Genomic DNA, 11,749 nt, shown 5'->3' with positions numbered 1-11,749 from the left:
ACCGCTTGAAAGGTACTGTTACGCCAGGTCAGTGGAGCGACACATCAAGTCACTGGGCGAGCGCGCCCATCCATTCGGTCCAACGCAGTCGATGCGCTACACGCTTCAGCGCACGCTCAGAGCAGCTTGGCGAGCTTCTCGAAGCGCAGGTCCGGCCGCCGCGGGATGCCGAAGCGCTCGTCACCGTACGGGAAGGGCGAGTAGACGCCGGTGCGGCGGAAGCCGCGCCGCTCGTACCAGGCGATCAGGTCCTCGCGCTGGGCTATGACCGTCATCTCCAGCTCCGCGGCGCCCCACTCCTCGCGCGCGACACGCTCGGCATGGGCGAGCACCGCGCGCCCGAGCCCGCCACCCTGGCGCTCCGGCCGCACCGAGAACATGCCGAAGTAGGCGGCCGCCCCACGTCGCTCCAGCTGGCAGCAGGCGAGCAGCTCCCCCGCCCGCTCGGCCACCAGGACCACGCCGTCCGGGCCGGCGATCGCCTCCGCGACGCCGTTCGCGTCGGTACGCTGCCCGTCCAGCAGGTCGGCCTCGGTGGTCCACCCGGCCCGGCTGGCCTCGCCCCGGTATGCGGACTCCACCAGCGCCACCAGCGCGGGGACGTCATCCGCCACGGCCTTACGGAAGCTCAGTTCAGGGCTCTCGGACACCACGTGGGCCTCTCCGTTTCTCCACCACCGGTACGGGCCGCCGCCCGGCCCCGCCCTGCATCGTGCCACAGCCCACCACGCCCGACGTCGGTTCTGGCATTGATAGCTATTTAGCTACTGTGCTAATAATCGACCATGGACAGTACCGAGGACGAGGCGAGCGTGTTCCGCGCACTCGCCGACCCGACCCGCCGGCAGATCCTGGAGGATCTGCGCGAGGGCGAACTGGCCGCCGGTGAGATCGCGAGCAGGTTCACGATCAGCGCCCCGTCGGTCTCCCGGCACCTCGGCGTCCTGAAGTCCGCAGGACTGGTCCGCGAACGGCGGGATGCCAACCGCATCCTCTACTCGCTCGTCGAGGAACGGCTGGCGACCTGCGTCGGCCGCTTCCTCAGCGCCGTCTGCCCGGACCAGATCGTGCTGCGGCACACCAGGCGGCGCACCGCCGCCGAGACAGAGGGGGACCCGTCGTGATCACACCCCGACTGGCGAGCGTGATCGAACGCCGCCTGCTGGTGAACTACCGAGTCGACCCGCAGGTCGCCGCCCGGCAGCTGCCCGCAGCGCTGCGGCCCCAGCTGGTACGCGGCTGGGCCGTGGCCGGCATCTGCCTGATCAGGCTCGGCGACACCCGCCCGCGCCTGGCACCCGGCGGCCTCGGCCTGCGCAGCGAGAACGCCGCCCACCGCTTCGCCGTCGAGTGGGACGGCCCGTCGGGCCCGGAGACCGGGGTGTACATCCCACGCCGGGACAGCGGCTCCGCGATCAACGTGTTGGCCGGCGGCCGGATCTTCCCGGGCGACCACGACCGGGCCGACTTCGACGTCCAGGAGACGCCGGACGAGCTGAGCATCGCGTTCGCGAGCCGCGACGGCCGGACCACGGTGGCCGTGGAGGCCGCCGTCGCCGAACGGTTCGGTGGCAGCAAGCTGTTCGACGGCCTCGACGAGGTGTCCGCCTTCTTCCGCAAGGGCTCCAAGGGTTTCTCGGCCACCCGCGCCGGCCGGCGCCTCGACGGAATGGAGCTCAGGACGGACGCCTGGCAGATCGAACCGGCCACCCTCCGCTCCGTCCGCTCGTCCTTCTTCGAGGACCCGGAGCGCTTCCCGCCCGGCAGCGCCACCCTGGACTGCGCGGTGCTGATGCGCGACGTACCGGTGACCTGGCACCCGCTCCCCGCGATGGCGACCGCCGCCTGACGCCCGACGCAATGTCACCGCCCCACATCGGTCAGCCGTTTCTGTGCACAGCCGGACCGGCCGCTACCTTGCCATCTGCACCACCACCAACTGGTGGACCACCTGCACCGGCAACAACAGCAGCTTCGGCGGCACCAACCCGCTCTGGAGCGCCCGCTACGCGAGCAGCGTCGGCACCCTCCCGGCGGGCTGGGCATATCAGACCATCTGGCAGTTCGCCGACTCCGGCACCCTGCCCGGCGACCAGAACTGCTTCAACGGTGCCTACGACCGGCTGCAGGCCCTCGCCAAGGGCTGAGCCAAGGGCTGACAGCGGAGGCCTGGCGGGCCGGTCGGCTGCCGACGGCCCCGCCAGGCCACAATGGCGCCATGAGGTTGATCTACACCCTGGCCGGGGTGCTGTTGCTGCTGCTCACCATCGCCGGCATCCTGCGCACCATGGTCGTGCCGCGCGGACTGTACTCGGTGCTGGCCTACCGGCTCTGGGCGGTGCTGCGAACGGTGCTGCGGATCATCGCGACACCCTTCGGCGGCTACCACGCGCAGGACAGGGTGCAGACCTGGCTGGCCCCGCTGATCCTGATCGGCATGCTCGGCACCTGGCTCACCGGCATGCTCTTCGCCTACACACTGCTGCTGCACGGGACGTCCGAGCTGGACTGGTCGGTCTCCTTCCGGGAGGCCGGCTCCAGCCTCTTCACCCTCGGCTTCGCCAGCGGCGAGCGTCTCCATCTGTCCATCATCGACTTCCTCGCCGCCGCCACCGGGCCGCTGATCATCGCCCTGCTGATCGGCTACCTGCCCACCCTGTACGGCGCGTACAACCGGCGCGAACTGGAGGTCACCCTGCTGGAGTCCCGGGCCGGCGAGCCCGCCTGGGGCCCGGAGCTGCTGGCCCGGCAGTCCCTGGTCGGCACCGAGACCGCGCTTCCCGACCTCTACCGCGACTGGGAGCGGCTGGCCGCCGACATCGGCGAGGGCCACTCCAACTACCCGGTGCTGCTCTCCTTCCGTTCGCCGCAGCCCTACCGCAGCTGGATGGTGGGGCTGCTCGCGGTGATGGACGCGGCCGCCATGCAGCTCGCCATCGCCCCGCGCTCGGCCCCGCCGGAGGCCCGGCTGGTCCTGCGGGCCGGCTTCACCGCCCTGCGGGACATCGGCCGGACGCTGCGCATCGAGTTCGACGCGGACCCCGAGCCCGACAGCCCGATCCGGCTGACCTTCGAGGAGTTCGACGCGGCGGTCGCGATGGTCACCGCCAGCGGCTTCGTCAAGGAGCGCCCGACCGCCGAGGCCTGGCCGCACTTCAAGGGCTGGCGGGTCAACTACGAAGCCCTCGCCTATGAACTCGCCCGCCGCAGCGATGCCGTCCCCGCCCTCTGGGCAGGCCCCCGGGACTTCCCCACCACGCCCATCCCACCCAGCCGCCCCGCCGACCGCCGCCCGAAAACGGGCTGACGCCCGGTCAGAGCGAGACGGCGGCCCCCGTCGCGACCGACTGCTCGGCGGCGGCCAGGATCTCCACCACCCGCAGACCGAAGGCCGCGTCGCAGGGGTGCGGCTCGCCGCTGCGGGCCGAGGCCAGAAGGGCGTCGACCGCGCGGCCGAAGGCGGTGGCCGGGCTCTCGTCGCGATCCGGCATCCGGGTCAAGCCGGCCGTGCCGCGCAGCTCCAGGCCGACGCCGTCGACGGCGGCCCCGGGAGGCGTGGTGAGGCTGAGGGTGGCCGTGCTGGACGCGCCGGCGGCATGGCGCAGCACCAGGTGCACCGTGTCCCCCGGCCCCTGGGCGCCGGTGACCTGCACCGCGTCGCCGAGGACCGGCAGCAGGACGGAGAGCGCGTGCGGCCCGACGTCCCACAGCGCGCCCTTCTCCCGGCGCCAGGGCGAGGCGGCGTACGGGCTGTCGGCGGTGAACACCGAGCCGAGCCACTCGCAGCGCGCGGTGAACCAGCCCTCGCGCGCGGCCTGCTCGGCCAGCCAGGGTGCCTGGGTGCCGCCGAAGCGCAGGGTGAAGAAGACCACCGAGGCGACGCCCGCACGCGCGGTCGCCTCGGCCACCCGCCGGGCCTCGGGCACCGTCAGGGCGACGGGCTTGTCCAGCAGCAGGTGGCAGCCCGCCTCGGCGGCGCGGACCGCGAACTCCGCCTGCACCGCCGGCGGCAGCGCGATCGAGACCGCGTCCGCCTCGGCGAACAGCTTGTCCACGTCGGCGTACGCGGGCACCTCGTACCCGGCCGCCAGCGCCGAGGCCGCCTCCGGGCGGCGCCCCCACACACCGGCGAGCTCCACCTCCGGGTGCGCCGCCAGCGCGGGCGCGTGCACCCGCTCCGCCCAGGGCCCGGTGCCGAGCAGGCCTATCCGCATCAGCTCTCCACCCGGGCCAGCAGGAACCCGTCGTACCCCTTGACGCCCACCGTCTGCACCGAGGTCGCCGAGACGCGCGGCTCGGCGGCGACCACCTCGTGCAGGCGACGCGAGCCGGTCACGCTCGGGTCGGTGCTGGCGGCATCGGCGACCGCGCCGCCGCGCACCACGTTGTCCACCACGATCAGCGTGCCCGGGCGGGAGAGCTTCACGGCCCACTCGAAGTACGCCGGGTTGCCCGGCTTGTCGGCGTCGATGAAGACGAAGTCGAACGGCTCCGCACCCTCACGGGCCAGCTGTGCCAGCGTGTCGGCCGCAGGGCCGATCCGCACCTCCGCGACCTCGGCCAGGCCCGCGTGCTTGAGGTTCCCCCGGGCCACCTCGGCGTGCTTCGGGTCGATCTCCAGGGTGATCAGCTTCCCGTCGGCCGGCAGCGCGCGGGCCATCCAGATCGCGCTGTACCCGCCGAGGGTGCCGACCTCCAGGATCCGCCGGGCACCCACCGTGAGGGCCAGCAGGTGCAGGAGCTTGCCCTGGTTGGGCGCGACGTTGATGTGCGGCAGCCCCGCCTCGTCCGCGCCGGCGAGCGCCGACTCCAGGACGGGATCCGCACCGATCAGGACCTCGCCGAAGTACTCGTCGACTGCCGTCCACTGCTGCTGGCTCATACCGGCCTCCCGTCGGGTCTGCCGCTGATCGTACCCACCGGCGCTGACAGACGGTCAGTCGGCGACCGGCGCGGCCACCGTGTCGCTCGTGGCGACCGCCGCCTCCGCGTGGGCGGCCCCGGCCTTGGCCGCACGGCGCTTGAGGATCCAGGCCGACAGGGCGCCGCCGAGCACGGCCGCGATCAGACCGATCCAGGAGAAGCTCTTCAGCCAGTGCTCGGCCACCTTGCCGACCTGGTAGACCAGCAGCGTGGTGCCGCCTGCCCAGCAGATGCCGCCGAGCACGTTGGCGATCAGGAACTTCCAGTACGGCATCCGCAGCGCGCCCGCGAGCGGCCCGGCAAAGATCCGCAGCAGGGCGATGAACCGCCCGAAGAAGACCGCCCACATCCCCCACTTCTGGAACGCCTTCTCGGCGGTCGCCAGGTGGTCGGGCCCGAAGTGCTTGGGGAACTTCCGGCCGAGCTTCTCGAACAGCGGCTTGCCGCCCTTGCGCCCGATCGAGTACCCGATCGAGTCACCGATGATCGCACCGGCGATCGCACACAGGGCCACCCCCCAGGGGTTCACCACGCCGCTCGCCGCCAGCACCGAAGCCGTGACCAGTGCGATCTCACCCGGCAGGGGGATCCCGAGGCTCTCCACCAGGATGATCAGCCCCACCAGCCCGTAGACCGCGGTGGGCGGGACACTCTCGATCCACTGGGCGATGTGCAAGGCCGGTACCTCCATGGGCAGGACGCTCGGTTACTCGGTCGGGCATGGCGGTGCCGCCCCCCTCATGCAGGGTAACCCGACCGAAGCGCCCCACCGGTAACGGGCAGAGCCGCGCCGGGGTTCCTACCGGTCCGAGAACCGCACCGCCACCACCGACGGCCGCCTTGCCGAGACCACCGGCAGCCTGGCCAGGTACGGCAGGAGTGCGCCCACCACGCCCCGGCCGCCCACCGGCAGCACGTCGCGGATCTCGGCGACGCCCGGGTGCGCAGTGGCCAGCTTGTCCCGCTCGGCGGCGTCCATCCCCCAGGGCATCGGCGGGGCCTGGTAGCCATGGCTGCGCAGCTTCCCCTGCGTCGCCATCCGGCTGAACCAGCGCGGAACGGCGTCGAGGACCAGCGTGCCGCCGGGGAAGCGTTCGGCGCAGCCGGCGATCAGGTCGCGGACCTCACCGGGCCGCAGGTACATCAGCAGGCCCTGGGCGGTGATCAGCACGCCCCGCTCGGCGTCGACCTCGTCCATCCAGCGCGGGTCGGTGACGGAACAGGCGATCAGCCGTTGGCGCGGCCCCGGCGGCAGCAGCTCCTCACGCAGCGCGACCGCCTCGGGCAAGTCGACCGTGATCCAGGTGGCGCGCCCGTTGTCCACCCGCCAGTACTGCGTCTCCAGCCCTTCGCCCAGGCAGACCACGGTGCCGCGCGGGCAGCGGGCCAGGAAGTCCTCGATCTCGCGGTCGAAGCAGCCGGCCCGCAGCGCCTGGAGCTGGCCCTGGAGTCCGCCGTCGGGGCCGAAGCGCTCCTCGAAGGGGTAGTCGATCCGCTCGACCAGCTCGACGGCCTTGGGGTCGTCGAGCACGGTGTCGAGGCGGCGGGCCTCCACCGCGCGGTGGTACAGCGTCCAGAGGGCGGTCTCCGGGATCGCCTCCAGCTCGGCCTTGACCCTCTCGGGCTGATCGGACGTCATCCGGTTCTCCTTCGGCTGGCCCATTCCGGCATTCTGGCACCGCACCACGGCCGGCGCCCGGTCCGGCCCGCGCCACTCGGAGCTCGTGTCACCCCGGCACCGGTACCCACACCGGCTGCGCGCTACAGGATGCTGAACGCACCGTCCGGCGGTGGCGGCGAGTCCTCGGCCGCCGCGTCCAGCACGGGGGCGACTCCCCTGACCAGCTCGGCGAGCTCCTCGGCGTCGTGGAGCCGGGCCGGGAAGGGGTCGGCCGCGAGCCGGCGGCTGAGCTCCTTGACGGGCAGCGGCCGGTCGGAGCCGATCAGCAGGATGTTGCCGTACCTACGGCCGCGCAGCACCGAGGGCTCGGCGGCCAGACAGGTCTGCGGGAAGACCGCGCGCAGTGTCGCGGCCTGGGCCTTGGCGAAGGCCAGTGGCGGGCCGTCCGCGAGGTTGGCGGCGTAGCAGCCGCCGGGGCGCAGTACGGCGGCCGCCTGCCGGAGGAACTCGACGGAGGTGAGGTGGGCGGGGGTCCGCGAGGCGCGGAAGACGTCGGCGACCACCACGTCGACGGAGGCGGGCGGGATGCTGCCGAGCGCCTCGCGCGCATCGCCGATGGTGACGTCGATCCCGGACGGCCACGGCAGCGTCTCGGCCACCAGCTCCATCAGCGGGCCGTCGATCTCGACCACCCGCTGGCGGGAGCCGGGCCGGGTGTCGTCGAGGTAGCGCGGGACGGTGAGCGCTCCACCGCCGAGGTGCAGCACGTCCAGCGGCCGCCCGGCGGGCGCGAGCACGTCCAGCAGGTGGGCGATCCGCCGGGTGTACTCGAACTCGAGGTGGGTGGGTTCGGCGAGGTCGACGTACGACTGCGGAGTGCCGTCCAGGGTGAGCAGCCAGCCGTGCTCGTCGTCGAGGTCGGGCATCAGCTTGGCCGTGCCCAGCGCGACGGCCCGTTCGACCGGCATCCGGGCGTCGTCACTCGAACTCAGCATGTCGTCCTCAGCATGTCGGCAGCATAGGTCTTTCTCCCGGTCCGGAGTCGGCGCACCCCGGCGAGCTACCGACCGGTATGGTCGGTGCTCCTGGCACGGTCGGAGCAGAGATTGGGTGGGGCAGCAGACGTGGAGTTCCGAGAAGACATCCTGGGTGCACCCTACGAGGCGGCCGAGCTGCCGCTGACCCCCGACGACGAGGGTGCGGTCAGCGCGACCCTGGTCAGGCGGCTGGTCCCCGGTTCCGAGAAGGCCGTGCTCTACCTCCACGGGTACACCGACTACTTCTTCCAGACCCATCTCGCCGACCACTTCGTGCGGGCCGGCTTCTCCTTCTACGCCCTGGATCTGCGCAAGTACGGGCGCTCGCTGCGCCCCCACCACTCGCCGAACTTCGTCCGCGACCTGAGCGCCTACGACGAGGAGCTGGACGAGGCGGTCCGGATCATCCGCGAGCAGGACGGTCACACCCGGCTGCTGGTCAACGGGCACTCCACCGGCGGCCTGGTCGCCGCCCTCTGGGCCTCCCGCAGGGCCGGCCAGGGCCTGGTGGACGGGCTCTTCCTCAACAGCCCGTTCCTCTCGATGCCCACCAGCCCCGCCATGCGCGCCCTGGGCGCACCCGCCGTCGGCGCGCTCGGCCGGCTGGCGGCGACCCGCAAGCTTCCGGCCCCGCTCAACCCGCACTACGTGCACAGCCTGCACCGCGACCACCGCGGCGACTGGGACTTCGACCTCACCCTCAAGCCCGCCGAAGGCTTCCCGCTCTACGCCGGCTGGCTGGCCGCCATCCAGCGCGGCCACCGCCAGGTGCGACGCGGCCTGCACATCGACTGCCCGGTCCTGCTGATGGCCTCCACCGCCTCCACCATCACCGGCAAGTGGGACCCGGCCCTGATGCACACCGACGCCATCCTGCGCGCGGACGACATCGCCGCGCTCGCCCCCCGCCTCGGCCGCCACGTCACCACCGTCCGGATCGACGGCGGCGTGCACGACCTGGTCCTGTCCGGGCCGGCCGCCCGTACCCAGGTCTTCTCCGAGCTGGACCGCTGGATCGGCACGTACTTCCCGGCGCTGGCGGGCTGAGCGTCTCCGCAGTCGGGTATCCACAGGGGCGCGGGGAGTTCTCCCCCAGCCTTCGGCCGGGAGGTGCCCCCACGCGCCCCTGGGATACCCGATCCTGATCAGTCACCAGGTCAGCGGCAGGGTCTCCGGGCCGCGGTTGACGGAGCCCCGGCGCCAGCGGACCTGCTCGGGTTCGACCGCCAGGCGCAGCCCCGGCAGCTCCCGCAGCAGGGTGGAGAGGATCACCTCCGCCTCCATCCTGCTGAGGGCCGCCCCGAGGCAGTAGTGCGCGCCGTGCCCGAAGGCGAGGTGCGGCGCCTCGTCGCGGGTCAGGTCCAGCCGGTCCGGGTCGGCGAAGACGGCCGGATCTCGGTTGGCGGCGAGGTAGGAGACGTAGACCGCCTCGCCGGCCCTGATCAGTACGCCGCCGATCGCGACGTCCTCGGTGGCGATCCGGGGCATGCCGACGCCGTTGCGCTGGGGGATGAACCGCAGCAGCTCCTCGACGGCCTGCGGCAGTAGGGAGGGCTCGGCCCGCAGCCGGGCCAGCTGCTCGGGGTGGGTGAGCAGCGTGTAGACCATGGTCGAGGTCTGGTTGCGGACCTGGTCGAGGGCGTTGAGCACGACCATCACCGACAGCGAGATCAGTTCGGGCCGGCTGAGCGCGCCTGCGGTCTGCGCCGCGACCAGTTCGCTGAAGAGGTCGTCGCCCGGCTGCCGCACCCGGTGGTCGGCCAGCTCCCGGAAGTACCCGGCAATCTCGGCCTTGACGGCGTTGCCCTCCTGCAGGGAGTGGTTGCTGGAGAGGATGACGCCTCGCCAGGTCTGCAGCCGGCCGAAGTCGGCGGCGGGTACGCCCAGCAGCCTGCCGATCACCTGCTCCGGGAGCGGGCCGGTCAGCGCCTCGGCCAGTTCGGCGGGCGGGCCCTGCTCGGCCATCGTGACCACCAGCCGGTCGGCGATCTCCTGTGCCTCGACCCGCAGGGCGGCCGCCCGCCTGCGGTTGAAGGCCTGGGCGACCAGCCGCCTGAGCCGGGTGTGCTCGGGCGGGTCGGTGCGTCCGATGCCGCCGACGGGGGCCACCCGGTGCGGGGTCATGCCGGTCACCGGCCGGTCGACGGTCAGCTCCCGGCTGAACCGCGGGTCCGCGGTGATCTCCTTGACGTCCTCGTACCTGGTCACCAGCCAGGCCTCGCCCTCGCCGAAGCGCATCCGCACCCTGGCGATCGGCTCCTCGCGCAGCAGCCGGTGCAGCAGCGGGTCGAACTCCAGGGCGTCCAGATGCTCCACCGGCCAGTAGTGCACGGCCGGCCGCACCGGACAGGTCTCGGTCATGGCGTCGCTCCGATCCGCGCACCGGCCGCCGGTGCGTGCCGTAGCGGGGTCAGCTGCTCGATGTCGTACCGCCGCCGGAGCTCCTCGACCGCCGCCGGGTCGATGTCGCCGCCGCTGTTCAGCAGATCCAGCAGCTCCTCGAAGTACCGCTCGTGGTCCGGCGGCGGGGAGGCCTGGAAGAGCATCCGGGCCGGCCGTCCGGTGGGGTTGGCGAAGGCGTGCGGGCAGCCGGGCGGCACCAGGATCAGCGTGCCCGGGGTGGCCCGGACGTGCCGCTCCCCGGAAGGGGACTCCCAGGTCCGCCAGTCGGCGCGGGTACGGATCCTGGGCTCGAAGGCCAGCACGTCCAGCTCGCCCTCGATCAGGTAGAACAGCTCCTCGCTGCGGTCGTGGGTGTGGGCCCCGACGTCGAAGCCGGGCGGGACGACCACCTCGAAGGTGGACGCGACGCGCGAGTGGGCGCCGGTGACCTTGAAGGTCACCTGCTGCGCGGCGGTTCTGATGGTGCGTCCGGCGCCGGGCGGGACCACCAGGCCATCGGTCGGACGAGGCCGGGGCACGGCAGGCTCCTCTCTGTTCCGGGGCATGGTCACCACTCGACCGGCAGGGCTTCGGGTCCGCGGATCAACGCTCCGCGCTGCCAGCGCAGTTGCTCCTCGGGCACGGCCAGCCGCAGGCCCGGGAAGCGGTCCCGGAGCGAGGCGAGGATGATCTCGGACTCCATCCGGGCGAGCGAGGGCCCCGGGCAGTAGTGCGGGCCGTGGCCGAAGGCGAGGTGCGGGTTGACGGCGCGGTCGAAGTCGAGCCGGTCCGGGTCGGCGAAGACCTCCGGGTCGCGGTTGGCGGTCAGGTACGAGACGTACACCGGGTCGCCCGCCGGGATCAGCACGCCGCCGACCTCGATGTCCTCGAGCGCGATGCGGGCGAGGCCGACGGCGTTGCGGTGCGGGATGTAGCGCAGCAGTTCCTCGACGGCCTGCGGGACGAGCGCGGGCTCGGCCCGCAGTCGGGCGAGGAGATGCGGCCGGGTGAGCAGCGTGTAGACCATGGTGGCGCTGTTGTTGCGGACGGCGTGCGGGCCGCTGATCTGGATCAGAACCGCGAGGCCGACGGCCTCGTCGAGGGTGAGCACGCCCTCGTCGGTGGCCTCGGCCAGCACGCCGGCCAGGTCCTCGCGCGGCTCGGTGCGGCGGCGGGCCAGCAGTTCGGTGAAGTACTCGGCGAGCTCCGCCTTGGCCTGTTCGGCGGCCTCGCGTCCGTGCACGGCGGAGATGACGGTGTCCGCCCAGTGCGCCATCCGGTCGTGGTCCTCGGCGGGTACGCCCATCAGCTCGCACACCATGGCCAGTGGGAAGGGGCGGTTGAGGTGCGCCACCAGGTCGAGCGGTGGGCCGTGCCGTTCCATCTCGTCCAGCAGGCCGTCGATCACCTGCTGGGCGTGGTCGCGCAGGCGGCGCATCCTGCGGGCGGTGAACGCACCGGCGACCACCCGTCGGATCCTGGTGTGGTCCGGAGGATCGGCCAGGCCGACGGCGCCGTCCAGCGGGATGAAGTGCGGGGCGAGCCTGGTGACGGGCCGTCCGACGACGGCCTTCCTGCTGAACCTGGGGTCGACGGAGACGAACTTGACGTCCTCGTAGCGGGTCACCAGCCAGGCGTGCCCCTCACCGTGCGGCAGCCGGACGCGGGCGACGGGCTCCTCGTGCAGCAGCCGTGCGAGCAGCGGATCGAAGTCGAGGCCGGGGAGGTCCGGAGGGCTCCAGAAGTGGACCCGGGCGGTCGGCGCGGTGGTCATGGGCGGTCCCTT

13 protein-coding genes and 1 pseudogene are annotated in these 11,749 nt (G+C 72.6%); 5 read left to right on the top strand and 9 right to left on the bottom strand.

Annotated features, from left to right (window positions below):
- Positions 1-116: 116 nt before the first annotated feature.
- Positions 117-650, bottom strand: a complete 534-nt coding sequence (locus FB465_RS33000; protein WP_145796500.1) for a GNAT family N-acetyltransferase — start codon at positions 648-650, stop codon at positions 117-119.
- A 135-nt stretch (positions 651-785) separates the two neighbouring features.
- Here FB465_RS33000 and FB465_RS32995 point away from each other — a divergent pair, with 135 nt between their 5' ends.
- From FB465_RS32995 to FB465_RS32980, 4 genes and pseudogenes are all read left to right on the top strand, one after another.
- The gene (locus FB465_RS32995; RefSeq protein WP_145796498.1) at positions 786-1,124 is read left to right on the top strand and encodes a metalloregulator ArsR/SmtB family transcription factor; all 339 of its coding nucleotides are present in this window, start codon (positions 786-788) and stop codon (positions 1,122-1,124) included.
- Complete coding sequence (locus FB465_RS32990) at positions 1,121-1,849, top strand: DUF2071 domain-containing protein (protein WP_211785910.1); 729 nt, start codon at positions 1,121-1,123, stop codon at positions 1,847-1,849. The genes FB465_RS32995 and FB465_RS32990 overlap by 4 nt, the downstream gene beginning before the upstream one ends.
- 43 nt (positions 1,850-1,892) lie before the next feature.
- A pseudogene (locus FB465_RS32985) lies at positions 1,893-2,147 on the top strand (GH25 family lysozyme); the annotation flags it as partial.
- A 71-nt stretch (positions 2,148-2,218) separates the two neighbouring features.
- Positions 2,219-3,307 carry a hypothetical protein gene (locus FB465_RS32980; protein WP_145796495.1) on the top strand — a complete coding sequence of 363 codons (1,089 nt, stop codon included), beginning with the start codon at positions 2,219-2,221 and terminating at the stop codon, positions 3,305-3,307.
- Between the two features lie 7 nt (positions 3,308-3,314).
- On the opposite strand, the gene FB465_RS32975 is transcribed toward FB465_RS32980, so the two are convergent.
- From FB465_RS32975 to FB465_RS32955, 5 genes are all read right to left on the bottom strand, one after another.
- Positions 3,315-4,214 (bottom strand): Gfo/Idh/MocA family protein, encoded by a 900-nt coding sequence (locus FB465_RS32975; RefSeq protein WP_145796493.1) that lies wholly within the window; start codon positions 4,212-4,214, stop codon positions 3,315-3,317.
- A complete protein-coding gene (locus FB465_RS32970; RefSeq protein ID WP_145796491.1) occupies positions 4,214-4,882 on the bottom strand; it encodes an O-methyltransferase in 669 nt (222 codons plus the stop codon). The genes FB465_RS32975 and FB465_RS32970 overlap by 1 nt, the downstream gene beginning before the upstream one ends.
- 54 nt (positions 4,883-4,936) lie before the next feature.
- Positions 4,937-5,599: a DedA family protein gene (locus tag FB465_RS32965; protein ID WP_145797736.1), complete on the bottom strand. Its 663-nt coding sequence runs from the start codon at positions 5,597-5,599 to the stop codon at positions 4,937-4,939.
- Between the two features lie 123 nt (positions 5,600-5,722).
- Positions 5,723-6,562, bottom strand: coding sequence for a class I SAM-dependent methyltransferase (locus FB465_RS32960; protein ID WP_145796489.1), 840 nt, complete (start codon positions 6,560-6,562; stop codon positions 5,723-5,725).
- A 122-nt stretch (positions 6,563-6,684) separates the two neighbouring features.
- Positions 6,685-7,539: a spermidine synthase gene (locus tag FB465_RS32955; RefSeq protein ID WP_211785909.1), complete on the bottom strand. Its 855-nt coding sequence runs from the start codon at positions 7,537-7,539 to the stop codon at positions 6,685-6,687.
- Between the two features lie 129 nt (positions 7,540-7,668).
- Between FB465_RS32955 and FB465_RS32950 the strand changes: the two genes are divergently transcribed.
- A complete protein-coding gene (locus tag FB465_RS32950; RefSeq protein ID WP_170290744.1) occupies positions 7,669-8,628 on the top strand; it encodes an alpha/beta hydrolase in 960 nt (319 codons plus the stop codon).
- Positions 8,629-8,730: 102 nt separating this feature from the next.
- Here FB465_RS32950 and FB465_RS32945 read toward each other — a convergent pair whose 3' ends face one another.
- Genes FB465_RS32945 through FB465_RS32935 form a run of 3 tightly spaced genes read right to left on the bottom strand, consistent with a single transcriptional unit; the run spans position 8,731 to position 11,737 of the window.
- A complete protein-coding gene (locus FB465_RS32945) occupies positions 8,731-9,942 on the bottom strand; it encodes a cytochrome P450 (RefSeq protein WP_145796486.1) in 1,212 nt (403 codons plus the stop codon).
- A complete protein-coding gene (locus tag FB465_RS32940; RefSeq protein ID WP_145796484.1) occupies positions 9,939-10,529 on the bottom strand; it encodes a cupin domain-containing protein in 591 nt (196 codons plus the stop codon). The genes FB465_RS32945 and FB465_RS32940 overlap by 4 nt, the downstream gene beginning before the upstream one ends.
- 2 nt (positions 10,530-10,531) lie before the next feature.
- Positions 10,532-11,737 (bottom strand): cytochrome P450, encoded by a 1,206-nt coding sequence (locus tag FB465_RS32935; RefSeq protein ID WP_145796483.1) that lies wholly within the window; start codon positions 11,735-11,737, stop codon positions 10,532-10,534.
- Positions 11,738-11,749: the final 12 nt, after the last annotated feature.

It is taken from the genome of Kitasatospora atroaurantiaca, from assembly GCF_007828955.1.
In the GTDB taxonomy this organism is placed as follows: domain Bacteria; phylum Actinomycetota; class Actinomycetes; order Streptomycetales; family Streptomycetaceae; genus Kitasatospora; species Kitasatospora atroaurantiaca.
The sequence above is the reverse complement of the archived record's forward strand: the minus strand, read 5'-3'. Positions and strand labels throughout refer to the sequence as shown.